The organism is Aliinostoc maniaoense, from assembly GCF_058172895.1.
The window spans coordinates 2,868,868-2,894,509 of sequence record NZ_CP187952.1; the positions used below are offsets into that span (position 1 = coordinate 2,868,868).

At 41.3% G+C, this 25,642-nt stretch carries 25 protein-coding genes; 12 read left to right on the forward strand and 13 right to left on the reverse strand.

What is annotated here, in order from left to right; all coding sequences use genetic code 11:
* Positions 1-149: 149 nt before the first annotated feature.
* The 6 genes from ACPZ3T_RS12655 (at position 150) to ACPZ3T_RS12680 (ending at position 4,594) form a co-directional block, all read left to right on the forward strand.
* A complete protein-coding gene (locus ACPZ3T_RS12655) occupies positions 150-629 on the forward strand; it encodes a DUF2267 domain-containing protein (protein ID WP_490276711.1) in 480 nt (159 codons plus the stop codon).
* Positions 630-923: 294 nt separating this feature from the next.
* Positions 924-1,727 (forward strand): hypothetical protein, encoded by an 804-nt coding sequence (locus ACPZ3T_RS12660; protein WP_490276712.1) that lies wholly within the window; start codon positions 924-926, stop codon positions 1,725-1,727.
* Between the two features lie 431 nt (positions 1,728-2,158).
* Entirely contained in the window at positions 2,159-2,845 is a 687-nt protein-coding gene (locus ACPZ3T_RS12665; RefSeq protein WP_490276713.1) for an Npun_F0296 family exosortase-dependent surface protein, read from the forward strand.
* A 361-nt stretch (positions 2,846-3,206) separates the two neighbouring features.
* Complete coding sequence (locus ACPZ3T_RS12670) at positions 3,207-3,362, forward strand: DUF2256 domain-containing protein (protein ID WP_490276714.1); 156 nt, start codon at positions 3,207-3,209, stop codon at positions 3,360-3,362.
* 96 nt (positions 3,363-3,458) lie between these two features.
* On the forward strand, positions 3,459-4,415 hold the full coding sequence (locus ACPZ3T_RS12675) for an isoaspartyl peptidase/L-asparaginase (RefSeq protein WP_490276715.1): 957 nt from the start codon (positions 3,459-3,461) through the stop codon (positions 4,413-4,415).
* A 5-nt stretch (positions 4,416-4,420) separates the two neighbouring features.
* Positions 4,421-4,594 (forward strand): hypothetical protein, encoded by a 174-nt coding sequence (locus tag ACPZ3T_RS12680; RefSeq protein ID WP_490276716.1) that lies wholly within the window; start codon positions 4,421-4,423, stop codon positions 4,592-4,594.
* Here ACPZ3T_RS12680 and glmU read toward each other — a convergent pair.
* Positions 4,549-5,904, reverse strand: a complete 1,356-nt coding sequence (gene glmU / locus ACPZ3T_RS12685; protein ID WP_490276717.1) for a bifunctional UDP-N-acetylglucosamine diphosphorylase/glucosamine-1-phosphate N-acetyltransferase GlmU — start codon at positions 5,902-5,904, stop codon at positions 4,549-4,551. The two genes, ACPZ3T_RS12680 and glmU, sit on opposite strands and share 46 nt — an antisense overlap.
* A gap of 145 nt (positions 5,905-6,049) precedes the next feature.
* Positions 6,050-7,285 (reverse strand): HD domain-containing phosphohydrolase, encoded by a 1,236-nt coding sequence (locus tag ACPZ3T_RS12690; protein ID WP_490276718.1) that lies wholly within the window; start codon positions 7,283-7,285, stop codon positions 6,050-6,052.
* Between the two features lie 524 nt (positions 7,286-7,809).
* Here ACPZ3T_RS12690 and ACPZ3T_RS12695 point away from each other — a divergent pair.
* Positions 7,810-7,995 (forward strand): hypothetical protein, encoded by a 186-nt coding sequence (locus ACPZ3T_RS12695; RefSeq protein ID WP_490276719.1) that lies wholly within the window; start codon positions 7,810-7,812, stop codon positions 7,993-7,995.
* Positions 7,996-8,027: 32 nt separating this feature from the next.
* Here the strand turns inward: ACPZ3T_RS12695 and ACPZ3T_RS12700 are convergent, their stop codons facing one another.
* Positions 8,028-8,915: a tRNA (5-methylaminomethyl-2-thiouridine)(34)-methyltransferase MnmD gene (locus ACPZ3T_RS12700; RefSeq protein WP_490276720.1), complete on the reverse strand. Its 888-nt coding sequence runs from the start codon at positions 8,913-8,915 to the stop codon at positions 8,028-8,030.
* 141 nt (positions 8,916-9,056) lie between these two features.
* On the opposite strand from ACPZ3T_RS12700, the gene ACPZ3T_RS12705 reads away from it, so the two are divergent.
* Positions 9,057-9,875, forward strand: coding sequence for a sulfurtransferase (locus ACPZ3T_RS12705; RefSeq protein ID WP_490276721.1), 819 nt, complete (start codon positions 9,057-9,059; stop codon positions 9,873-9,875).
* A gap of 244 nt (positions 9,876-10,119) precedes the next feature.
* Here the strand turns inward: ACPZ3T_RS12705 and ACPZ3T_RS12710 are convergent, their stop codons facing one another.
* The 6 genes from ACPZ3T_RS12710 to ACPZ3T_RS12735 all read right to left on the reverse strand — a co-directional run bounded on the left by ACPZ3T_RS12710 (position 10,120) and on the right by ACPZ3T_RS12735 (position 17,921).
* Positions 10,120-11,448 (reverse strand): hypothetical protein, encoded by a 1,329-nt coding sequence (locus ACPZ3T_RS12710; RefSeq protein WP_490276722.1) that lies wholly within the window; start codon positions 11,446-11,448, stop codon positions 10,120-10,122.
* 312 nt (positions 11,449-11,760) lie between these two features.
* Positions 11,761-12,849, reverse strand: a complete 1,089-nt coding sequence (locus tag ACPZ3T_RS12715) for an alkene reductase (RefSeq protein WP_490276723.1) — start codon at positions 12,847-12,849, stop codon at positions 11,761-11,763.
* Between the two features lie 153 nt (positions 12,850-13,002).
* Positions 13,003-13,446 (reverse strand): type II toxin-antitoxin system VapC family toxin, encoded by a 444-nt coding sequence (locus ACPZ3T_RS12720; RefSeq protein WP_490276724.1) that lies wholly within the window; start codon positions 13,444-13,446, stop codon positions 13,003-13,005.
* On the reverse strand, positions 13,446-13,736 hold the full coding sequence (locus ACPZ3T_RS12725; protein WP_490276725.1) for a DUF2281 domain-containing protein: 291 nt from the start codon (positions 13,734-13,736) through the stop codon (positions 13,446-13,448). Before ACPZ3T_RS12725 ends, ACPZ3T_RS12720 begins: the two co-directional genes overlap by 1 nt.
* Before the next feature lie 71 nt (positions 13,737-13,807).
* Positions 13,808-16,891, reverse strand: a complete 3,084-nt coding sequence (locus tag ACPZ3T_RS12730; RefSeq protein ID WP_490276726.1) for an efflux RND transporter permease subunit — start codon at positions 16,889-16,891, stop codon at positions 13,808-13,810.
* 121 nt (positions 16,892-17,012) lie between these two features.
* Positions 17,013-17,921: an AAA family ATPase gene (locus ACPZ3T_RS12735; RefSeq protein WP_490276727.1), complete on the reverse strand. Its 909-nt coding sequence runs from the start codon at positions 17,919-17,921 to the stop codon at positions 17,013-17,015.
* A gap of 257 nt (positions 17,922-18,178) precedes the next feature.
* Between ACPZ3T_RS12735 and ACPZ3T_RS12740 the strand changes: the two genes are divergently transcribed.
* Positions 18,179-18,331 (forward strand): hypothetical protein, encoded by a 153-nt coding sequence (locus ACPZ3T_RS12740; protein WP_490276728.1) that lies wholly within the window; start codon positions 18,179-18,181, stop codon positions 18,329-18,331.
* Here the strand turns inward: ACPZ3T_RS12740 and ACPZ3T_RS12745 are convergent.
* From ACPZ3T_RS12745 to surE, 3 genes are all read right to left on the reverse strand, one after another.
* The gene (locus ACPZ3T_RS12745; RefSeq protein ID WP_490276729.1) at positions 18,286-19,338 is read right to left on the reverse strand and encodes a bifunctional riboflavin kinase/FAD synthetase; all 1,053 of its coding nucleotides are present in this window, start codon (positions 19,336-19,338) and stop codon (positions 18,286-18,288) included. The genes ACPZ3T_RS12740 and ACPZ3T_RS12745 overlap by 46 nt on opposite strands.
* 131 nt (positions 19,339-19,469) lie before the next feature.
* On the reverse strand, positions 19,470-20,366 hold the full coding sequence (locus ACPZ3T_RS12750; protein ID WP_490276730.1) for an MBL fold metallo-hydrolase: 897 nt from the start codon (positions 20,364-20,366) through the stop codon (positions 19,470-19,472).
* Positions 20,367-20,683: 317 nt separating this feature from the next.
* A complete protein-coding gene (surE, locus tag ACPZ3T_RS12755) occupies positions 20,684-21,481 on the reverse strand; it encodes a 5'/3'-nucleotidase SurE (RefSeq protein WP_490276731.1) in 798 nt (265 codons plus the stop codon).
* A gap of 192 nt (positions 21,482-21,673) precedes the next feature.
* On the opposite strand from surE, the gene pheS reads away from it, so the two are divergent.
* From pheS to ACPZ3T_RS12770, 3 genes are all read left to right on the forward strand, one after another.
* Positions 21,674-22,666: a phenylalanine--tRNA ligase subunit alpha gene (gene pheS, locus ACPZ3T_RS12760; RefSeq protein ID WP_490276732.1), complete on the forward strand. Its 993-nt coding sequence runs from the start codon at positions 21,674-21,676 to the stop codon at positions 22,664-22,666.
* Positions 22,667-22,752: 86 nt separating this feature from the next.
* Entirely contained in the window at positions 22,753-23,226 is a 474-nt protein-coding gene (locus ACPZ3T_RS12765) for a P-loop NTPase family protein (RefSeq protein WP_490276733.1), read from the forward strand.
* Positions 23,227-23,229: 3 nt separating this feature from the next.
* A complete protein-coding gene (locus ACPZ3T_RS12770) occupies positions 23,230-23,808 on the forward strand; it encodes a Uma2 family endonuclease (protein ID WP_490276734.1) in 579 nt (192 codons plus the stop codon).
* Positions 23,809-23,822: 14 nt separating this feature from the next.
* Here the strand turns inward: ACPZ3T_RS12770 and ACPZ3T_RS12775 are convergent, their stop codons facing one another.
* On the reverse strand, positions 23,823-25,265 hold the full coding sequence (locus ACPZ3T_RS12775) for a RecQ family ATP-dependent DNA helicase (RefSeq protein ID WP_490276735.1): 1,443 nt from the start codon (positions 25,263-25,265) through the stop codon (positions 23,823-23,825).
* Between the last annotated feature and the right edge of the window lie 377 nt (positions 25,266-25,642).

Below are 25,642 nucleotides of genomic sequence, written 5' to 3' on the forward strand. Positions count from 1 at the left end.
TTATTAATTAATATTTGTTTCTTGTGGCAGATGAATTGTATGCCTTTGATTGTTTAAATTATTTACTAACGGTTGCATTTTTTGACTAAAACATAACTAGTGTTTTTTTGCTAAATAACGTAATCATGAAGTAAATTTTGGAGTTTGCAATGTCAACTGCCATCCAAGAAAAAGACATACCATTTTTAGAAAAAGTTAAATTAGGAAGTGGTTTATCAGATGTTTATGATGCCAGAGACATTACAGAGGTAGTCTTTCGGGTAATGCGTGATTTGATGACTACAGAAGCAGCCGATCGCGTTGAGGCAGAATTACATGAACCAGCAGAAGTGACTGATGATAAATCTCTACAATTAGAAATATCTGATTTGTGGCATGATACAAATCCCCTTGTAGGCTTTTTGAGTCGGGTACGTCCACCCTGGCAAGGCCCCGGAATTTTCAAAATTGATAGCGATCGCTTTTTATTCCGAGTAGCTAATGAAGGTGGAATGCCTCCCAATGTAGACCGGGAACAAGTTGTTAAGTCAGTGTTTGCAGCCACCAAAGACGAATTATCCTCAGAGAGAATACAGGAAATTGCTAGTTGGCTACCCGGTAAAGTTCGCCAACTTTGGGAAGAAGCTTAGTTAGAAGTTTAACTAATAATTAAGCACAAATAGGGGCGCAACCGCTTGCACCCCAGATAATCAATTCAAAATTCAAAATACCCTTACGGGAAGCAAGCTACAAAATTCAAAAAAATTGAGTTTTAATACTAAATTTATATATATAAAAATAGTAGCTTCTAAATTTAAACTGATTGATTTTTAATATTCATATATCAGATTTAATTTTTAATTGTTATAACTACATATTCAACTAATTGATTATTCTTTCGTAATTACGAATTACGAATTACGAATTGCTACTAGGAGGAACTTATGAAGACATCTGCTCAAAAATTATTTGGTGCTATCTGCGGAGGATTATTCATCGGCATAGCAGCAATTCCTAAAACTGCATCAGCACAACAACCGATTCCCAAAGTGAATCCTTGTCCTAGCATTTTCTACGAAGAACCGCATAACAATCGCGTTCTAGTACCTCAAGGTTGTCCACCCAATGCGTTAACTCGCAGATTAGCAGCGCAAGGACTACTACCACCAATCACTCCCCCTGCGACTCAATCACCATATCCACAAGGTATGGGTGGCGAAGCACCCCTATCAAGTACCCGTGGGGTTAATCCCTGTCCTCGCATTTATTACGAAGAACCTTTCAACTCTAGAAATATAGTACCCCAAGGATGTCCCCCCAACGCTTTAACCCAACAAATGCAAGCACGGGGTATCAATCCAGAACAAATGATTCCCCCCCGTCCACCAGTTTCTGTGATTCAACCGCCCCTTCCCAGAGAACAGCAACAACCTAGTGCTAGACTTGCTCTAGTGAATAATCAAGTTAACATCCGGTTGGTGAATGATACTGGTGCTGAGGTAACTTATGAAGTCGTTGGTGATACATCACCGCGATCGCTAGAAGGTAAATCAAATGTGATGCTACAAGGTTTAAACGCACCCGTAACACTCACACTTTACCGTAATGATGGTGGATTAATTCAAGTGATTCCACAACCGACATCAACCCAAGGAATGTTAGAAGTCCGATTAGACGAAACCACTAACGTTGGTCAAGATAAACGTACAGTCAGAATCCAAGAAGATGGTACAGTCTTTTTGAATTAGTCGTAATACTTCACAATACCCTGTAGCAAAACTTACAAAAAAGGGCTTCTAGCCCTGAATACAAAGTTGTGTCACATTAAATATGTCTTGTAGGGTGTGTTAGGCGTAAGCCGTAACGCACCTAAAGCTTTGGGGAAAAGGCGCGCTATCACTAACACACCCTACTGCACTGACACGACTAAAATATTGCAATAAAAAAATTGTTTCATCGGCGTTTATCTGCGTTTATCTGCGTTTTTAATCCAAAATCTATTGCAACATTTAACGCTTGACACGCCACTAACTATATTTTCAAAAATCAACTAAGCTGCGTGAAGAAAAAACTTCACCTAAACTTTAAGTGTATTTTCGTAGATTTACCGTAGTTCTTTTCCTTAATAAAAATGAGAATTAGTTTAATGCAATTTTTAATTTAACGCTTCATTATCATCATGCTACAAAAACTATCTCTTGCTTTATTAGGAACAACTGTTCTAGTGATGAGTGCAAATCCAGCTAGTGCGGTAACTATGACAGTCAATAGTGGGATGTTTTCTACCTACTCTGATACTCAAGTTGTCACCTTTGATGATGGCACAGCCAATGACCCCAATGGTTTTGCAACCTACTCTGGTATTACTACTAACATTGTTCAAGGTAGTAAATCTGGTCAATATGCCTCACCTGCTGGAAATACTACTAAATATCTAACAATTGCTCCCCAAAATACCAGTGTTGCTGGAAATACTGGTTCTGTAATGATTGATTTTAAGGAAGCTATTGATTACTTTGGTTTCTATGCAGGATCATTAGATACTTACAACTTTATTGATATTTACAATGGGAATCAGTTGTTAAATAGTTTTAGTGGCTCAAATGTACCAACAGCTACAGCTGATGGTAATCAGACTAGTGGTAAATCTAATTTATTTATTAATTTAGTAGGTGAGTCAGGTGAAAAGTTTGATCGCGTTGTCCTGCGTTCAAATGGTATTGCCTTTGAAACAGATAACCACACTTATAGAGTAGCAAACCAAAGTATTCCTGAACCCAATGCGATGTTAGGTTTATTAGCAATAGGTGCTTTTGGTGTTAATTCAGTGTTTAAACGTTTAGACAATAAGACAGTAAAAGGATAAATAGACTTTTGCTAAGTTAATTTATAACTGCTATGTGAGTAATCTGACATAGCAGTTTTTTTATTTATAAATTTCATAGGCATAATTTTCAAATATATTCTTATACCAATTCTCTATGCAGTTGCGCCAAATAAATGATGTAGAGACGTTGCATGCAACGTCTCTACAGTACAGAATAAAGTGCATCTTCATCAAGAAACGGTCTTAGTATTGATTTGTCAATTTAGCACAAACTAATATCACTCCATAGAAAGAGGCAGCCTGGATTTTCTTGCCAAAAGTATCTTTCTTTGGTATCAATCTGTTTATAATTGTCTTTCATCTGTTTTCAGAATCTAACTTAACTGTCTACGGGATCTATATGGGACGTAATCGTTCTAAATCTGACTTACCCACAAAAATCTGTCCGGTGTGTCAACGTCCCTTTTCTTGGCGGAAAAAATGGGAAGATTGCTGGGATGAGGTGAAATATTGCTCAGAACGTTGCCGCCGTCGTCGTTCTGATGCGAAAACATAAGGGAGAGTGGGGATTGAGTCATCTGGAGTACCCAATATTCAACCCCTATTTGCTCAAATCAACCATAATTTAGACTTTAATAGCGCAGGGGCATAAATGAAATCACAGGTGCAACCTAAATTAATTATTCATGGAGGAGCAGGTAGTTCTCTCCACGGTAAAGGGGGGTTGGAAGCGGTTAGGCGATCGCTTCATGCCATAGTAGAGGAAGTATACGCCCTGTTATTAACGGGAGTTGACGCTTCTGTAGCAGTGGTGCGGGGTTGTCAACTATTAGAAGATGAACCGCGCTTTAATGCTGGTACTGGTTCAGTACTACAATCTGATGGCCAAATTCGCATGAGTGCTTCCATGATGGATGGAGCATCAGGAAAGTTTAGTGGGGTAATTAATGTTTCACGGGTGAAAAATCCGATTAATTTGGCACAATTTCTCCAAAGTTCCCCAGATCGCGTACTCTCAGATTATGGTGCGGCAGAATTAGCTAGAGAATTACAAGTGCCTAGTTATAATGCCCTGACAGAATTGCGTTTGCAAGAATGGATTCAGGAGCGTCAAGACAACTTTAAACGCACGATGGCGGGAGTGGTTGCAGAACCAGAAATTTTAGAAACTAGTAATGCTGGACGGGGTACGATTGGGGTAGTTGTACTAGATGCCTACGGTAAACTAGCAACTGGTACTTCTACAGGTGGTAAAGGGTTTGAACGTATTGGCCGGGTGAGTGATTCAGCTATGCCGGCTGGTAATTATGCTACTAGTTATGCTGCTGTTAGTTGCACGGGTATAGGTGAAGATATTATTGATGAATGTTTAGCCCCCAAGATTGTTATCCGCGTCACCGATGGAATGTCCCTCAAAGCAGCAATGAAAAAATCTTTTGCGGAAGCACACGAGAACAAAAGAGATTTTGGGGCGATCGCATTAGATGCCAGTGGTACGATTGCTTGGGGTAAAACTAGCCAAGTCATTCTCGCCGCCTTCCACGACGGAGAGAAGATTGGCGATACTTTAGAATTGCCTGACGGGACTGAGGTTGGTTGTACGGTTTAGAGGGATTGGGGATTGGGGACTGGGGATTTTTAAGAAGTAGAACAGATAAGGGAGACAAGGGAGACAAGGGAGACGAGGGAGACAAGGGAGACAAGGGAGACAAGGGAGACAAGGGGGTTAAATCAGTCAATAATCAACCATCATTCTTTTGTTTGCGCCAACCGCGCTTAGTTACCTGACGACTGCGAGCAATTACTAAGCTATCGTCAGGTACATCTTCGGTAACTGTAGAACCGGCAGCTACATAGACATCATTACCCAAGGTGACAGGAGCTACTAATACGCTGTTAGAACCTGTTTTAGTGCGATCGCCTATTGTAGTACGGTGTTTTCTCTCGCCGTCATAGTTGGCGGTAATTGTTCCTGCACCGACATTTACTTGATTACCAGCCGTTGTATCACCTAAATAAGATAAATGGGCTACATTGGTGCGATCGCCTAACTGGGTATTTTTTAATTCCACGAAATTACCAATGCGGCAATTATTACCCACTTGTGCATGACCACGTAAATGGGCATAAGGGCCGATTTTCGTTCCTGTCTGGATAATACTATCTGTGACTACGGAATATAGTACTGTGACATTTTCACCCAACTGACTATTTTCAATTAAACTACCTGGCCCGATTCGACTCCCGGACTTAATCACAGTATTTCCCCGTAAGTGGGTTTGCGGTTCAATAATCACATCAGGCTGTAATTCTACGGTGTCATCAATAGTAATACTATTGGGGTCTATTAAGGTGACACCAGCCAGCATCCATTTTTCCTTGATGCGTCGTTGTAAGATTTGGGAAGCTGTAGCTAATTGTAGGCGATCGTTAATACCCAAAATTTCTTGCTCATCTTCTACATCAACTGCCATGACTTGACCAACTTGGGTGACAGCATCGGTAAGATAGTATTCTTTTTGAGCATTATTCGCTTGTAAATGAGGTAAAACCTTAGCTAAATTTGGCCAACGAAAACAATAAATTCCCGCATTAATCCGTTGATTTTGCCTTTGTAGAGGACTACAGTCTTTATCTTCAATAATTTGTTCTACAAAGTTGTTACTATCACAAAAAACCCGCCCATAGCCTTTAGGATTAGCTAGGTGGGCAGTGAGGATAGTAGCAGCGTTTTGATGAGTTTGGTGAGTTTGTAATAACTTTTCTAGGGTTTCGGTACGTAAAAGTGGTACATCCCCATTTAGTATCAGTAAATCTCCGGTATAGCCTTCAAGATGGGGTAATAATTGTTGAATGGCGTGGCCTGTTCCTAGCTGTACAGTTTGTTCTACAAATTCTAATCCAGGCAACTGCATAGCTGCTTTGACTTCCTCTGCCTGATACCCTACAATCACCATCTGCCGTGATGGTGCAAGAGGTTCTGCACTAGCCAAAACTCTTTCCACCATTGTCCGTCCACCCAGTGAATGTAACACCTTGGGTAAACTAGATTTCATTCTAGTGCCACGTCCTGCGGCTAATATTGCTACAACTACCATAATTAGCTCTGATCTACAATTAAATTTCGCTGTTGTACTTAGTACTCTGAGATTCAGGCTCAAATCATACCAGCTAATTCATGCACTAACTATGGAAAGCAACAATTAACAATTCAAAATTAAATCAGTGTTGGGTGAAAATTGATTAACTGTGGGGTAACTGATGAGAGAGAATAAATTCAGCGAATTGCTGCATAAGTTTGGGGTTGCGCCAACCGGATTCGGTTTCATCTAGCATGATACATAATGCTTCTTCTGGGGTAAAAGCTTTTTTGTAAGGACGTTCGCTAGTTAAAGCATCATAAATATCAATGACCTGAAACACTTGGGCAATGTAGGGAATTTGATCTTTCTTGAGTCCATCGGGATAACCTGAACCGTCCCAACGTTCATGATGATGGCGAATAATCGGAATTACACCTTGCATACTACGTAGGGGTTGACAAATCTTTTCCCCGATTAAAACGTGTTGCTTCATAATTGCCCAATCTTCTGGAGTGAGTTTGCCTTGCTTGAGCAAAACTGCATCGGGAATACCGACTTTGCCGATATCGTGCAGATAACCGCCCCAACTTAAGTCTCGAATTTGGGAGCGTGAGAGATTCAGGTATTCGCCAAAGGTTTGACCTAACTTGACTAGCCGTTCACAGTGGTCGCCAGTATTAGGATCACGACTTTCAACCGCTCTAGCTATAGAAAACAGTGCTTGTTCTGCATGGTCTAAATCTTCATTTAAACGCTTTTGGCGCACAAGAGATTTGACACGGGCTACTAGTTCTACTCGGTCGAAGGGTTTGCTTAAAAAGTCATCTGCTCCTACTTCAATGCCTTGGATGCGCGATCGCCTATCATTTAAAGCTGTAATGAAAATTACGGGAATTAGTCTAGTATCTTCATCTTGTTTGAGTAATTGACACACCTCAAACCCATCCATCCCCGGCATCATCACATCTAGTAAAATCAAATCCGGTTGTTGTTGCTTGACCAGTTCTACGGCAATAAAACCACTATCCGCCTCAATCACCGTATATCCTTCCATTGCCAACAGTGCCACCGCAGTCATTCTACTAGGAGTATGATCGTCAACTACGAGGACTTTTGCTGGTTCGGAATCGAAGCTCTTAATTTGGGAAGTTGTAGTTTGTATTTTTTTAGAAATTAAACGTTCATAACCCGAACACTGTTCAGGTTTTAGCCAAGAAGTTGCTTTTTGGCTTTCTGTAATCATAAAATCTTCTTTAGATAAATCCAAGGAATAATCTTCTAGTTCTTGTAATCCTGGGTCGTGATCTGAACTAATCTTGTTGAGTTGGCTTGACGGTTGAGAGCCACTCATATTCTGTTCAGTAGAGTTTGTGTATTCACCACTCCTTTTAATCACAGAAGCACCCCAATCTTCACTAAAAAACTTAACAGCGTCCCGATTTCAAAAAGACCTGAGTATTTAACTTTATACAACTGCCAATTCTGCACTTGCCCTGCATCCTATCAGAATACTTGTTTAAGCAAGACCCATCAGTTAATTTATTTTGTGCCAGAAAAGTGAGAATTGATTGATCTATTTTCCCTGCTTCTTATTCCAGTATGATAAATCTGTGCCAATGTTAAATCAGGTGTTTCACTGAGATTTTTAATCATAGTCACGTCAGAAAAAATAATGATTTTTGACTCTCCTGCTAAATTTATGCAAGTTCAGTTTTGCGTTGTTATTTTGGGGTGAGCAAGTCAGTATTTTTATCCATAAATTTGGGTAGATGATTATCTGCTCTCAATATACAAGATTTTCTGTATATTACAATACAGACAATTCATAAAATTACTAAATTTATCACAACAATAGCAATAAAAGGAAAATTTTTGTTAAAAATTTGACATATTTGCACTAGTTAACCAGTCCACAAGGGTATGGGGCAGGGAGCAGGGGGCAGGGGGAGACAAGGAGAGAAGTCTGAGCGGAGGTTTCCTCCGATGGCTTCGCCAACGCCAAGGGCGAACAGAACTTCGGGGAGACAAGGGAGCAGGGGGAGACAAGGTAGACAAGAGAGAAATATTTACCCCAATGCTCCAAAATTCCTTAATTTTGAATTTTGAATTTTGAATTTTGAATTGATACGCCCCATGCCCTATGACCACCGTTTTCGCCAACGGGAAGTAGGTTCTAGTAAGCTAGTTTGTTGCTCTTGTTGTCGTCGTTGCAATATCACAGAAGCAGCATCATTTAAGTGTGGGTCGCGGTAGGGAATAGCAGCACGGGTAAGGAGATGTTCTTTCTCTGCTGGGGAGAGGGGGGGAAGTGCTAAGTTTGACTCTGATGCAAGGCTTTGAGGATGGGCGGCAATTGTACCAGGCGATCGCCTCCCGACTGGGGGAGTTGAGCCTATTTTTAATCCAGCTAGCAACAAAGCTGTACGTACAGAGGCAGCACAAGAATAAGTAGCAAGCATTCCATCCTCGTGTAAACACATAGTCACTTGTTGAATAAATTCCACAGTCCATAGTTGAGGACACTGAGGCGGTGAAAATGGGTCTAAAAAAATGGCATCTGCTTGAAAACCTGACTGATTGACTCGCCTAATTGAGTCTCTAGCATCACCAATTAATAATGTTGCTTGGAGTTGATCTGTTTGTACCTGTTGCTCAAAAGCTAACTTGGTCAAAATATGAGTGTAATCATAATTCCAGTTATCTAATAGATGATGGGCAATTGCTGCTTGTGGTACAGATGGATTTAGTTCTAAACCAATCAATTCAACGTGGCAACTGGGATTTACTGCCCAAATGGTCTGTAATGCGGCGGCGGTGTTGTATCCTAGACCATAACAAATATCTAATAAACGCAAAGCTGGTTTTTCGGCAATTTTACTTAGTTGTGTAGGACTGGCAAATTTGAGAAAGCTTTCTTGCTTCGCCCCAAAATGACTATGAAAAGCTTCCCCAAAGTCTTGGGAGAAAAAAGTCAAAGAGCCATCTGCTGTTAGTTGGGGTGTAAAATTATTCTCTACGTCTGACATGGGGATTTAGGAAGGGGGCAGGGGGCAGGGAGCAGGGGGCAGGGGGCAGGGGAGCAGGGGGCAGGGAGCAGGGGAGCAGGGGGAGACAAGGGAGACAGGGGAGACAGGGGAGACAGGGGAGATAAGGATGTAGGGGGAGTAATGACTAACACTCAATTTGTTGTTTCATCGGACTGGTTACTTGAACACTTGCATGATCCGCAGGTTGTAATTGTAGATTGTCGCTTTTCTTTGGCTGACCCACAACTAGGACAAAGGCAGTACCAAGCAAGTCATATTGAGGGAGCTTACTATTTAGATTTAAATCTGGATCTTTCTAGTCCTGTGGGTGAACATGGTGGGAGACATCCTCTACCACCACCAGATGAGCTAGCTGAGAAATTAGCTGCAATGGGGATTGAGTCTCAAAAAAGTTTGGTTGTCGCTTATGATGACTCTCGTTTGGCTTTTGCATCCCGTCTTTGGTGGTTGTTACGCTATTTTGGTCATGAGCAAGTAGCTGTTTTAGATGGGGGGTTTAGCCAATGGGAAAAAGCTGGCTATCCTGTCACAGATATGATTCCGCCACCTCAAAAAGCTCATTTTATACCGCAATTGCAAACAGAATTGTTGGTAGATGTAGAAGCTGTTAAAAATCGTAAAGATTTACCCCAAGTTGTTTTGGTAGATTCGAGAGAGGGCGATCGCTATCGTGGCGAAAGAGAACCCACTGATAAAATTGCCGGTCATATTCCCGGTGCAGTCAATTATCCTTGGGTGGAACTCACAGATGCTTCTGGCTATTTAATTCCACTTCCAGCACACCAAAAACGTTGGGAACAACTCCAAACCTCTGAAGAAATTTTAGTTTATTGCGGTTCTGGTGTTACAGCCTGTGTAAATTTGCTGTCTTTAGAGTTAGCTGGCATTCATACAGGTAAACTTTATGCTGGGAGTTGGAGCGATTGGATTAGTTATTAGTTGATGGGCATGGGGCGTATCAATTCAAAATTCAAAATTCAAAATTCAAAATTAAGGAATTTTGGAGCATTGGGGTAAATATTTCTCCCTTGTCTCCCTTGTCCCCCCTGTCTCCCCGAAGTTCTGTTCGCCCTTGGCGTTGGCGAAGCCATCGGAGGAAACCTCCGCTCAGACTTCTCTCCTTGTCTCCCCCTGCCCCCTGCTCCCCTGCCCCCTGCCCCCTGCCCCCTGCCCCCTGCTATTTTTAAAATTCACCCAAAACCCAGTTGTAATTGACACTGAAAAACCAGCTATCAAAATCAATGTTCCTGGCGGTGGAATCACCAAAACTAAAACCAGTTTGCATATTGACTCTAGTTGACTTTGATAAACGATAAGTTAAGTTAGCAAATAATCGATGTGATTGGTCATGGCGATCGCGTTCTGTAAAATCTGATAAACTCAATTGATAATTTAAACCTACATTCAGAGGTTCTTGTAGTTGATAGTTCAAAGATAACCAAAGATAATTTACTATGCGACTGCGGCTTTCTGGGTCGGCTAAGTTCCAACTAAATTCATAAAAACTATCTAACATTAATTTTTGAGTGAGTCTATCTCTTCTCCCCAAAGATAGCTTAAAAGATTGTTCATTTAAGAAGCGATCGCCAGATGTAAATATGTCGCTACTGTTAGCATAAAACAATTGTTGATTACTCCAACTGATTTCACCAAACATTCGTCGTGATAACTGTTGGTAAATACCTAAATTAAACCTTAATTGGTTATAATTAAACTTTGATTGGTCTACGTAACGAATTAAATTACCATCAATTGAACCATTTAAATAAGTCTTAGAACCCAAGGGAAAATAAGCAGAATTTAGTCTCAGTCCATAAAATAACAACCCATCTTCTACTGGGGCATTTTCAGATGAGAAGATGTTAGTTGTATAAAAATAACCAATACGTGCTTGTAGAGAACCTATGGGTTTAAATTTAGGTACAGGACGTTCTGTCTGTGGTGGTTGAGGTTGTTCTAGGGGCGAATTTGGTAAAGGCTTTTGACGCACCCTTAGTCCCAATTCCCGATAGGTATCAGACTCAGGATTTGGCTGTTTTGTCTCTCTTAATCGCCGCCTCAATCTCTCTATTCTTTCTAATCTTTCTTGGTTATTTTTGGTAGGTAATTCTAATAATTGTTCTATCGGCTGTGGCGTTGTTTGAGGAAAGTTATTAGGCTGAGTTTCTAATTGCGGTGCTTCATTCCTCTGTGGAATAATATTGGTATCTGATCCGGGTGTAGAATCAGGTTGCTCTCTGGAATTTTCTATTTCTGTAGGAATTGTCTGCACAATTAACGGTTTTGCTGTCACCAAATTTAAATTCACTCTGCCTAAATCACCCTGGTGACAGATTGCAGGATTATTTGCTGAATTTAGCAAAAATTGTTGTGTTTGCTCTAACTCATCTTCACAAGTTAAGACATCTATTTCTTTAGCCGATGCTGCATCTGTTTTGGTGCTATAACTAATTGCACCAATAATGACTAATGAAATCGTAAGTAAAAAACTTTTCCAGCCCTGAAATTGCATCTTCTATAGATGGATTTAATTAATGTTACTTGACGCACACACTAAAAGTGTGTCAAATTTTCGTCAAGAATATTAGCTTACTATTAATTGGATGCTTTCAGGAAACACCAGAAAGTGAAAAGCAGGGGAGCGGGTAAGAAGGGACGCTCTCCCCCATCATGGGCTATTTTTAGGTGAGCGAAAAAAGGTGTGGGAAGTGTGGGGAGTGTGGAGGGTAATTTTTTGGATACTTAGCTAGAAATCCCACACAAAATTTCATTCACCCGCTATTTCTATACAAAGGTTGTTTGAAAAGTCGCTAGTAAACTATCTTTAACTATTGACTAAAAATGGATAATCTGTGTATCCTTCAGCACCTGAACCGTAAATTTTGCTGCCATCTGGGTTATTGAATTGAGCATTAATTTGGAATCTTTTTGGTAAGTCAGGATTAGCAATAAATAGCGTGCCAAAAGATACTAAATCTGCATCACCTTTAGCGAGAATCTCATTTCCTGTTTGTTGATTATAACCGCCATTGGTGATTAATGTGCCTTGATAAATTTGGCGGAAATGTGGTGTTACAGGATTCATGACTGCACGAGTTGATAAATCCACTTCGTTAGCTTCCATTAGATGGATATAAGCTAAACCGAAGGGGTTAAGAGCATTCACCATGTAACTAAATGTTTCTTTGGGATTTGAGTCATACATCCCGTAGAAGGTATTACTGGGAGAAAGTTTAATTCCGACGCGATCGCCTCCCCAAACACTGGTGACAGCTTCCACCACTTCCAATAAAAAGCGGCTACGATTCTCTAATGAACCACCATATTCATCAGTACGCTGATTTGAACCATCTTGTATAAATTGGTCAATGAGATAGCCAAATGCACCGTGTAATTCCACACCATCAAAGCCAGCCGCTAACGCATTAACTGCCCCTTGGTGAAACTGTTCGACAATTTCCGCAATTTCTTTGGTTTCCAAAGCACGAGGTGTTTCTAAAGGTACTTTACCGATGGGAGTATGAAGCGAACCCACACCAGCGATCGCACTTGGTGCTACTGGTAATTCTCCTCCCAACAAAGCCGGATGACCAATTCTTCCAGAATGCCACAGTTGTAAAAATATCCGTCCGCCTTGTTGATGCACTGCATTTGTCACCAAACGCCATCCAGCGATTTGTGTGGCTGTGTAAATTCCAGGACAATTAATATATCCCAAGCTCAGGGGTGAAATGGCTGTACATTCAGTCATAATTAACCCGGCACTAGCTCGTTGAGAATAATATGTTGCCATCAGGGAATTTGGGATATTGTCAATCGCCCGTAACCGAGTCATAGCCGACATAACAATCCGGTTAGGTAGAGAGTAACACCCCAATTGAACTGGTGTGAATAGGTTGATGCCTGTATTCATGATTGTGGGAATTAGAAGTTAGAATTTTGGCTGGAATTAAAACGTTTTTCTTTGACACTCACTTATATAGGAATCATATTTGATTTCTGAACTTACTTTTAAAGCTAGAGAACAGGGCTAGGGGTTGGGGGTTCGGGTAAAAAGGAATAGGCTTTACAGCCATGATTCCGTAGATAATTCTCTGACTGTGTCAATTCTCTGAAAGTCGCTGTCGGCTGAGACAAGGATAAGATCATGTTGTAAGGCTACTGCTGCAATCCAAAGATCATTCTCATCAAAACCTAGATCAGTGATTTTTGTTTTTCTGCGCTTGCTTTTCTCTTTTGGTGCAAATTCGTGAAATAAACTGGCTTTGAGTTCTCCGTAGATATTAGCAGTAAATCCATCAATATTATAAATGTATATACCTGTTATAAAACGGCGGATTAGAGCTAAGTTACTTTCTTTACGTTGAGAACGTTCTGCCATGTCTATAAGTTCGCCCTGAACAATGGCGCAGGTTGTAATAACTGAATTTTCCAGTTCTACAAGACGATGAATTACATTAGCGTTACCAAGTATTGCTTGACTACAGTGATTTGTATCTAATAGGTACATTATTCAAAGGGATTTTCGTAATCAAATTTGGCCTTGCGACGAGTACTATAAACTAATTCAAGACATTTTTCTAAATCATCACCTTCCCATTCACCGATGGTTTTTAAGTGTTCCAGCAGTGAGCCACCTGTAGAATTGACTATAGTGTGAATAGTAGAATCTACCACTTCACAAATCGGTTGTTTTTGCGTTTCCTTTGTTTTCAAAAAGCGTAAAAAATCTAGGGTTTCAGCCAAAATGTTATCTGATGAGGATTCAATTTCTTGGAGAAGCAATTCTTTGATGCTCATAATGGGTATTTCCTAATTAATCTTTTTGATTATTGTAATAGTTTCATTACTACCCAAGGAGTGAAAGCTCCCTACACCCTGTTTTTGACAATATACAAAATCGGCACAACAAATAAACTTAAGAATGTCGCCCCTAAAATTCCCCCAAATACAGCCGTTCCCAATGATTGACGACTAGCTGCACCTGCACCCACAGCAATTACAAGCGGAAAAATCGCCAACAATGTTGATAAGGCTGTGAGCAAAATCGGGCGTAATCTAGCTTGACTGGCTTGAATTGCGGCTTTAGTTATAGTAAGCCCCTGTTTACGCCATTGATTAGCAGATTCCACAATTAATATAGCGTTTTTACACGCCAAGCCCACCACCATGACTAAACCCACCTGAGAAAATACATCGTTACTTAAACCCCTCAAAGATTGAGCTGTCAATGCTCCCAGAATTACTAAGGGAACTGGTAGCATAATTATCAAAGGGTCTAGATAATTTTCGTATTGGGCAGCTAGTACCAAAAATATACACAGCAGTCCTAAACCCAAAATTAACGGTGCTGGAGTATGGGAAGCTTGTTCTTGGGTGGTAATTCCTGACCATTCATAGCCCATGCTAGCTGGTACTACTCTTTGGGCGATATGTGCCATTGCCGCGATCGCTTGTTTAGAACTAAAGCCAGGAGCAGCCCCACCGTTGATTTCTATCGACCGCAACAGGTTATAGTGGTTGATGGTTTGCGTTCCTGTGGTGGGGGTTAACTTGACTAAGTTACTTAGGGGAATCATCTTCCCAGTTTGGGAACGCACATATAATTTACCAACATCCCCAGGTTCAGAACGGAATTTAGCATCAGCTTGCACATATACCCGATAAGTCCGCGAGAGAAAATTAAAGTCATTAACATATTGCGAACCCAGATAAATTTGTATGGTTTTAAAAATATCGTCTATGGGGACTTGCAAGACTTTAGCTTGATTGCGATCTACTGTGATTAACATCTGCGGTGTGTTGGCATTAAATGTACTAAACACACCTTGTAATTCTGGGGTTTCATTTGCTTGAGAGATCATCTCTCCCATGACTGCCAGCATGGTGTTGAAGTTGTTAGTCCCCGATTTATCTTGGAGTTGAAATTGGAAACCTGCAAAATTCCCTACACCATCAATAGATGGCGGGTTGAGGGCGAAAATCCGCGCTTCGGGAATATTAGATAATACTCCCTGTAACTGATTTATAATTGCTTTGGCTGATTGTCCAGGTTGTCGGCGTTCATCCCAAGGCTTGAGGGTGACAAAAATCACACCACTATTAGCTGTATTGCCACTAAAGCTAAAACCACCGATCGCAAAAGTCTTAGCCACTTCCGGTAATTTTAAGATTTCCCCTTCTACCTGAGTCATGACTTTGCTAGTGTAGTTGAGAGAAACCCCCTCTGGTGCTTGAATCAGGGTGATCAAATAACCTTGGTCTTCATCGGGAATCAAGGCGGTGGGAAAGGTAACATATAACCAGCCTGTGAATATTAAACAGACAATCAATAAGGCGATGGCGATCGCTCTCATCCGTTGTAAAAAATGCAGCGTTCGCTCATATTGATTCTGGAGCAAATCTAAACACCAGTTCATCCGACTCAAAAACCAGGTAAATATCCCCCGTGGTTTGGGTTTAGCCTCTAGTAATAAAACCGATAAAGCTGGCGTAAGGGTGAGAGCTAAAAAGGTAGAAATAGTAATAGAAAAAGCAATAGTTAAAGCAAATTGACGATAAATTTCACCAGGGAAGAATGCTACTGATATAAATACTGATATCAATACTAAAAATGAACTAATTAATACACCAAATAAATCACCGATAGTTGCACAAGCAGCTTGACGCGGTGACATTCCCTCCTCTTGAATTAATCGGGAAATATTTCCCACCACAATCACAGCATCATCAACTACCATACCGATAGCTAAAGTCAAACCAAACAGGGTGAAAGTATTGATAGAAAAGCCAAAAACTTTAATTAAGGCGAAAGTTCCCATCAAGGATAAGGGAATTGTGATCAGAGGAATGAGGGTAGTTCGCCAATCTTGGAAGAACAGAAAAATTACCAAGACAACAATAGCGATCGCCTGTAAAAGTGTTTTTACCACTTCTACCAAAGACGCTGGTACAAATTCAGTTGTATCAAATGCCACTTGATATTCCATACCAGGGGGAAAGTTTTTCGCCAAGCGAGTCATTTCCAGGCGCACAGCCTTAGCTATCTCTACAGCATTACTCCCCGCTACAGGAAATATCCCTATCCCGATGCCTTCCTTACCCCGAAACCGCACAAAGGAATGATAGTTTTCTGCCCCTAATTCGGCTCTGCCGACATCCCTTAAGGTAATCAGTGAGCCATCTGCACCGGTTTTCAAAACTATATTTTCAAATTCGGCGACATCCGTTAATCTACTAGCCGCAGTTATATCAATTTGATACATTTGATCTGCGGGGATTGGTGGCTGGCCGATTTGTCCGGCACTGATTTGGATATTTTGTTCATTCAGTGCATTAATCACATCTTGGGCTGTCAAGTTGCGACTCGCCAAACGATTGGGATCAAGCCATAGGCGCATAGCATAACGACGTTCCCCAAAAATCCGTACTTCACTGACACCATCAATTCTTTTGAGGGCATCTAGTAAATATAAATCAGCATAGTTACTCAAAAATAGATTGTCATAGTCTTGGCGATCGCTATACAACCCCATCGCCAGTAAAATATGATCAGACAGTTTACTGACTTTGACTCCAGTACGCTGTACTGCGATCGGTAACTCTGGTTGTGCTAGCAAAATGCGATTCTGCACATCTACCGCCGCTATATCTTGATCCCGTGCAGCGTCAAAGGTGACTGTAATCGTACTACTACCATCATTACTACTGCTAGAAGTTATGTACTTCATCCCTTGCACGCCATTAATTTGGCGTTCCAAGACATTTGTAACTGTTTTTTCTACAACTTCCGCACTCGCACCCACATAATTAGCATTAACAATAATTTGCGTCGGACTAATTTTGCCATATTTATCAATTGGTAGAGTCAGAATACTAATGACACCCACCAAAAAAATCATAATGGCGCAGACGCTTGTAAATACAGGTCGTTTAATCAAGAAGTTAACGAACATAATCGAGACTGGGAAAGGGCAAAGGGGCAGAGGAACAAGAGAAAAAAATTCTTAATTCTTAATTTTGAATTTTGAATTTTGAATTTTGAATTTTGAATTGATATGCCCCATGCCCAATCCCTTAAGGAATGGGAACAGATCGCAATAATCGCTCCACCACACTTCTAGAACTACGTCCTCCTCTGGGAATCAGACGATGACACAAAACATGAGGCGCGAGTAATTTTACATCATCAGGAGTGGCATAATCACGTCCCAGTAAAAAAGCTAAGGCTTGGGTGGCTTTTTGTAAAGCTACTGTACCCCGTGGACTGACACCTAGAGTAATTTCCTCGTCTTGGCGGGTTGTTCGCACCAATTCTAGGATGTATTCTTGCAAAGAAGTTTCTACTTTCACCTGAGAACAAATTTCCCGTAATTGTGCAATCTCTGCCAAACTCATACAAGGCTGTAAATCATCCACCTTGACACCCTGTCGGAGATTTTGCAGCATTTCTAATTCTTCCTGAGCCGAGGGATAACCCAAACTTAAGGAAAGCATAAATCTATCCATTTGGGCTTCAGGTAGGGGGAAAGTACCTTGATATTCGACGGGGTTTTGAGTAGCAATCACAAAGAATGGTTGAGGAACAGAACGGGAAACACCATCAACTGTCACCTGATGTTCTTCCATGACTTCTAATAAAGCCGATTGAGTCCGAGGCGTAGCGCGATTGATTTCATCAGCTAACAACACATTAGCAAACACTGGGCCGGGAAGAAAAGTAAATTCGCCGCTTTTGGGATTCCAGATGTTAGTACCCGTAATATCTGTGGGTAATAAATCAGGAGTACATTGCAGACGTTGAAATTTACCATCCAGTGAACGGGCTAGAGATTTAGCAAGGAGAGTTTTACCGACTCCTGGGACATCTTCTAATAAAGCGTGGCCACCAGCTAATAATGCGACGAGAACTAAGCGTATGGCTTCAGTTTTACCCACGATAGTACGGGTAAGATTTTGGGTTAGAGCGTCAATTTTTTCTCTCATGCACCACAGGGGATTGGTGATTGGTATATAAGAAACAGGAGTAGAGAACAACCTATGCCTTATCCTCCACTCCGGTATTCATACAGTATTCCCACTTAATTAATTCAAAATTCAAAATTCAAAATTCAAAATGGCGATTGGGGGGCAGGGGGCAGGGAGTAGGGGGCAGGGTGCAGGGTGCAGGGGGGCAGGGAGACAAGGGAGACAAGGAGAGAAGTCTGTAGCTTGCTTCCCGTAGGGTGCGGAGGTTTCCTCCGATGGCTTCGCCAACGCCAAGGGCAAACAGAACTTCGGGTAGACAAAGCAGACAATTATTTTTTATTCCCATGCCCAATGCCCAATGCCCCATGCCCCATGCCCAAAGTCAACTTTGTGATAAAACTTGGATGGCGATCGCACAATCTTGTTGAATTTGATGTTTGAGGGCTTCTAGGGATGGGAATTTTTGCTCTGGGCGTAAAAATTCGACTAGCTGCACGGCGAGTTTTTTACCGTACAAATCCCCACTCCAATCCAAAAGATGCACTTCTACTGAAGGATACGTGCCGTTGACTGTGGGACGGTTGCCGATATTCATCACTCCCAAAATCTCATTTGGTATCTCGCCGATAATCTGGACACGGACAGCATAAACTCCTTTGCAGGGAATGTATTTATCAATTGGTAGTTCTAAGTTGGCGGTAGGAAAGCCAAGGGTTCTTCCTAGTTGTTCACCTTCGACTACTGTACCAATGAGACTGTAAAGTCTTCCCAAGCATCGGTTAGCGTTTTTGATATCTCCACTTGTTAAAGATTTACGAATCAAGGAAGTGCTAATCGGAGCATTGTGGCTGATATTGACGTTGGTGCAACTGTTGTCATTAACAGTAGGTAGGGTGGAGGTTTCAAGAGTCACTATAGTGACAGGAATGTTATATTGAGACGCGATCGCTTGTAAATCTTGAGCAGTACCACGGCGATTTTTCCCAAAACAAAAGTCTTGTCCCACACTAATTTGCTGACACTGTAGTTGTTGTACAAGAATCCTTTCCACAAATTCTTCGGGAGACAAGGCCGCTAAATCTCGGTCGAAAGGTAATAGTACAAGTTGTTGTACTCCCAGCGATCGCAATTGCTCTACTTTTTCATCTAAGGGTGTTAACCAAGTCCGGGGTTGTCCGGTGAAGAACTCTTGGGGATGGGGACGAAAAGTCACAACTGTGGAATATAGGGGGTCTGTTGGTGGGAGTGGTGTAGTGAGTTCCTCTCCCCCCATACCCTGCTGTGTTTTGACTGGCTGCAAAACTGGTTGAATTACCCTTTGATGGCCAAGATGCACGCCATCAAATTTGCCAAGGGCAACAGCAGTTGGCGTTAGTACTCTTTCAGTTGCAGCCGCAACCCACACAGAACACCCATTTTGAGACAGATTTAGCACTTGGATTTTCGGAATTGAGGTTTATTTCACCATCAATCGGTTGCTAGTTACCTTAGAGGTAGGCTCACACCAATTGATAGTTCCTAATCACCAATCTAATCTAAAATCTACCATCACTCTGATAGCAAGTTCTATCCAGAAAAATTACTCACAGAAAAAGATTCTGATATAGGGGCTGAAACAGGGATCTGGAGTACCATACCTTCCCGTGCCATAATTGCCCCAGGAAACTGGGCAAAGGCTTGAGAACCGACATGATCTAAAAAATCATCATCATGGGCAGGATCATGATGAAAAATTACTAGTGTCTTGACATTGGCAGCCTTAGCTACTTTTATAGCTTCTTGCCAAGTAGAATGTCCCCAACCAATTTTAGGGGATTTAGGGGAATAGTATTCGTCATCAGTGTAGGTAGAATCGTAAATAACGATATCGGCATTCCGGGCTAAAGACAAGACATTTTCGTCTAATTTATCGGCAAAATGTTCTGTATCGGTAATATAAACTGCCGATCCACCACACCAGTTTACTCGATACCCCACCGCTTCACCGGGATGGTTAAGTGGTGCTGTTTCTACGGTAATATCATCAATGTGGATGGGTTTTCCTGGGTAAACGTCATGAAAATGCAGGTTAGCCTGCATGATCTGCAAAGGTACGGGAAAATTAGGGTGGAGCATCTGATCATTAAGACGTTGTTCTACGGTAGAACCATCAGGAGCGATCGCACCATAAATATGAAAATTATTCCCTTTCACAAACCCAGGGACGAAGAAGGGAAAACCCTGCATATGATCCCAGTGAGAATGAGTGAAAAACAGATAAGCTTCTATTGGCATTTGACGCAATAAAGATTGCCCCAAAACGTGCAGCCCTGTACCACCATCGAAAATTAAGCGTTTACCCCCCACTTGCATTTCCACACAAGGGGTATTGCCACCATAACGGACTGTATGTGGCCCTGGACAGGGGATGCTCCCACGAACGCCCCAAAATTGCACAGTAAATTGGTTCTCTATCCTTGACATGGGTATTGGTTGCTGGACTGAGCGGGCGATCCAGAAAAAAGTGTTAGTTGGTTGTTAAATTTATACTGTTTTACCGTCGGCAATAGAGAAATTAATTAATGGTAAAACAGCATACATGATTTGAGCTAACCTATGGAACACAGCTGAGGCTATTGCCAAGCATTTACCTCATTATTCCCAAAATATTTGTATCAGTAATATCAAGAACGCTTTTATTTTATCTTTACCTTGTCTCCCTTGTCTCCCTTATCCCCCTTGTCCCCCTTATCCCCCTTGTCTCCCTTATCCCCCTCTCCTTCCTCTACACTCCCACACCCCTAAGAAAAATTGAACTCCCAATTTGATAGTTTATCTAGTGCGTTCCCATAGGTAAGATTGTATTGTAATGGCGTAATACTAATGTAGTTATCACGGATAACATGAACATCAATCGGGACATTTTGTGGCAGATTTAATCCGGTTGGTGGTTCGACATCTTCTAGAACTTCCCCAGTTAACCAGTAGTAAGTTTTACCACGGGGATCGATGCGTTTATCAAAAACATCTACATAGCGGCGCACTCCCTGACGGGTAAGTTTCACGCCAGCAATTTCTTCCCAGTTCACTGGCGGGACATTCACATTGAGCAACATTAAATCTGGGATAGGCTTAACGCTCAGTTGTGCGACGAGGATTTTGGCAAAGTGCGCCGCAGGTTGAAAGTTTTTATAGGTGTGGCTAGTTAAGCTGAAAGCTATGCTGGGAATACCTTCAATCATGCCTTCCATCGCTGCCGACACAGTACCAGAATATAAAATTTCAGTGCCTAAGTTTGCACCTTGATTAATGCCGGAAAGCACCAGATCAGGGGGAGAATCTAATAAAGCCCACAGTGCCAGTTTGACGCAATCTGAGGGAGTGCCATCACACGCCCAGGCTTTGATTGTGGGGTGAAAAATCGACTCGACAATTTCGGCGCGAATTGGTTGATGTAGAGTCAGTCCGTGGCCAGTGGCCGATCGCTCTCGATCTGGGCAAACTACAGTGACATCATGGCCTGCTTCGGCTAAACAGTTAGCTAAAGTACGAATACCCAAAGCCGAAATCCCGTCATCATTGCTAATTAATAATTTCATACTCATTAGTCATTGGTCATTAGTTAATAGTCAACAGTCAACCGTCAACAGTCAACAGTTACCCCTAAACTGGTAAAAAGAGCTATCGTTTTGATCCTTGTCTCTCATAAAATTAATGGCATACTACTAAAGTTATTTGTCGAATAGTCCAAACCTGTGGACTATTGACTATTGAATATGGACTATTGACTAATGACTAGCAACTTAGAAGCTCAACTTTTAGCATTGCGGCAACAAGGAGAAGAGGCGATCGCCGCCGCCGATACCCTGGAACGCCTAGAAGAACTCAGAGTGAGTTATTTGGGTAAAAAAGGGCAACTGGGGGCTTTGTTGCGGAGTATGGGGCAAATGAGTGCCGAGGAGAGGCCAAAAATTGGCGCGATCGCCAACACTGTCAAGGAAGCCCTACAAGCTAGTTTAGACGGACAAAAGGCAGCTTTAGAAACTGCCCAAATTCAGGCACAACTAGAAGCAGAAACCCTTGATGTCACCATGCCGGGCATTTTTCGCCCCCAAGGTCGCATTCACCCTTTAAATGGCATTATTGACCGGGCATTAGATATCTTTGTCGGCATGGGTTACACCGTGGCGCAAGGGCCAGAAATGGAGACAGATTACTACAATTTTGAGGCTCTCAACACCCCACCCGACCACCCCGCGCGCGATATGCAGGATACGTTCTACCTGCCAGATGGTAATCTCCTGCGGACTCACACCTCATCAGTGCAAATTCGTTACATGGAAAGGGAAGAACCACCCATCCGGGTTGTTGCGCCAGGGCGAGTTTATCGGCGTGATAATGTTGATGCTACTCACTCAGCCGTTTTCCATCAAATCGAATTGCTAGCCATTGATGAAGGACTAACATTTACTGACCTCAAAGGTACAATCAAAGTATTTTTAAATGCCATGTTTGGCGATTTACCGATTCGCTTCCGTGCCAGTTATTTCCCTTTTACTGAACCATCGGCTGAGGTAGATTTACAGTGGAATGGTCGCTGGTTAGAAGTTATGGGTTGCGGCATGGTTGATCCAAATGTGATGAAATCTGTAGGTTATGACCCAGAAATTTACACCGGATTTGCAGCCGGTTTTGGTGTCGAACGCTTTGCAATGGTATTACATCAAATTGATGATATCCGCCGCCTATATGCTAGTGATTTAAGGTTCTTGAGACAGTTTTAAAAATGAAGAGTTAGGAGTGATAAGTAACGAATTAACCTAAACTTCTAACTCTTAACTTGATTTACAATCTGATGAAATCAATAACAATGAATCGAGTTTTAATATTTGGTAATTCCGGTTCAGGAAAAACCACTTTAGCAGATAAACTAGGGCGGAATCTTGATCTTCCAGTTCTCGATCTCGATACTATTGCATGGGAACACCATCAAATTGCTGTACGCCGTTCTCAAGAAGATGCAGCCAAAGATTTACTAGAATTTATCAACAACAATAATTCTTGGATAATTGAAGGTTGTTATAGTACCCTGATTGCAATTGGTCTAGAATTTGCTACCGAAATTTATTTTCTTAATCCAGGGATTGAAAAATGTTTAGAAAACAATAGTAATCGTCCTTGGGAAGCTCATAAATTTAAATCACCTGAAGAACAAGCGGAAACTTTTGATTTTCTCCAGAGTTGGATAAAAGAATATGAAACTCGTAATGATGAATTTGGTTATTCATCTCATCGTGCATTATTTGAAAGTTTTAATGGTAAAAAACATGAAATTATTGGATAAGTTATGACATCACTAACATTAAATCTCAATTCTGTAATTAAATTGACAAGAGAACAGTTTTATCAATTATGTGTAGAAAATCCTGATTTAAAATTAGAACGCAATGCCCTGGGAGAATTAATTATCATGCCACCAACAGGAGGAGAAACAGGTAGAAGTAATGTGAATTTAATTCTACAAATAGCATCATGGAATGAACAAAATCAACTTGGTGAAGTTTTTGATTCATCTACTGGATTTACTTTACCAAATGGGGCTGATCGTTCTCCTGATGTATCTTGGGTAGAAAAATCTCGCTGGGAGGCTTTGACTAAAGAACAAAGAGAAAAATTTCTGCCTCTATGCCCAGATTTTGTGATTGAAATCATGTCACCATCTGATACCTTGAAAAAAGTTCAAGATAAAATGAATGAGTATATGTTAAATGGGTGTCGCTTGGGTTGGTTAATCAATCGCAAAAAGCAAGAAGTAGAAATTTATCGTCCTGGCAAAGAAGTAGAAATCTTAAAATTACCTCAAACTCTTTCTGGTGAAAATATATTACCTGGATTTGTACTCAATCTGCAACGCATTTGGGAGTAATTAAATTAAAATTATTAGCAGCAATTATCGCAATGTCCACAACGCCAGTTAGTGGCTTCTTTATCAAAACCAAAAGCATTTAATAAAAATTGCCAACGGCATTGTTTAGTATTTAAATATTGAGTCATTTGTTGAGCAGCGTGTAATTGTGTGGGTGGCTGATTTTTGGCTTTGTGTTCTATTTTGTAATGAAAAGGGTCAAGCCAGTTTAATTGTCCACTACTATGCAGTAAAGCTAAAGCGATCGCACTATCGGGAAATTGTTTAGTTATCGCGTTAACTTCACCCTGTGCTGGGAGTTTTTTGATTAACTGCTGGGCTTTTTGCTGCTGCGATCGCATTTGTTCTTGAAAAAACTGTTGTCTTTGTTTATCATCTGGATCTAGCCACCCTGTAGGCTCACTCACCAATGTCAAAGCCTCAGCCGGTTTACCATCTCTACCACCACGCCCAATTTCTTGCACATATTCAGATAATAGATGCGGTGCGTGATAGTGGACAACCCAGCGCACATTAGGCTTATTTATCCCCATGCCAAAGGCGCAGGTACACACCACAAACGGAATTTTATCACCCAACCAACTTGCTTCCACTTCCCGGCGTTCTGTTGCACCTAAACCCGCATGATAACTAGCGGTTTTGTAACCCATCTCTGTTAACCAAGCAGCTAAATTTTCACTATCTCGCCGAGTTCTGACATAAATTAATCCGGCTTGTTTTGGTCGATTTTGAATAAATTTGATTAATTGTTGTTTTCTTCCCCTTGGTGTCCAAGCGATGCGAACAGTAGGATGCAAATTTGGACGGTAAGGATTAAGGCGAAATATTTCCGGTTGTTGTAATTGTAAAACTGTTTGAATAGTTTTTTGCGCTAAGGGGTCAGCCGTGGCGGTAAATGCAGCAATGCTGATTTTTGTTCCTGGTGGCTTATGTTTGAGTAATGCAGGTCTGACAGCCCCTAATCTGCGGTAAGCTGGGCGAAAGGTTTCACCCCACTGTACTAAACAATGAGCTTCATCAAGAATCAAACCGTTGATTTGTAGTTGTGGCTGACATAATCTTTCCCAGACTGGCGGACTTAATAAAGTTTCTGGTGATAAATATAATAATCTTAGTTGTTGTTTTTCTAATGCTTGCAATGTTGCGCGGCGTTGAAATGATGGTAATTCACTATGCAATAATGCGGCTTTTTGTTGACGTTCAATTAATTCCTGTACTTGATTTTCCATCAGTGCTACTAATGGCGATACTACCAAAGTTAAGCCAGTTTGTAGTAATGCAGGTAGTTGAAAACAAATTGATTTTCCGCCCCCAGTGGGCATAATGATGAGTGCATCTTTTTGGGTTAATAAACTGTTGACGATTTCTCCCTGTGGCGAACGGAAATCATCATAACCCCAAATTTTTTGAAAAGTAGCGCGGACTTCTTCCCAAGATTTTGTTTTTTGATTATTCATATATGGTAGTAGATGCCCATGTTTTGAATTTACACGCTACTACCTAAATTCTGGTTCAGTAATCTTCTCAGATATTAACAATAGTATTTCTGTGTGAAGCTGGGTCAAATCTCAACTTTTTCAACGCTAAGGTACGCGGAGGTTAGCGCAGAGGTACACAGAGATTTTTTTAGATAAGTCGCTATTTTCTCAAACAATTAAAGGTTTGTAGTGGGAACTTTAGTTCTCAAAACAGGACTAAAGTCCTTACTACGAACTGAATCCTAGTATTTTTACATTGTTTAACATAGTTTGGTTTTTTCAAGTCGTTATACTGAGTAGTTCTGATGTCTTGAGTGCTGAGTCACGAGTGAGGATTTTCACTCAGCACTCAGCAC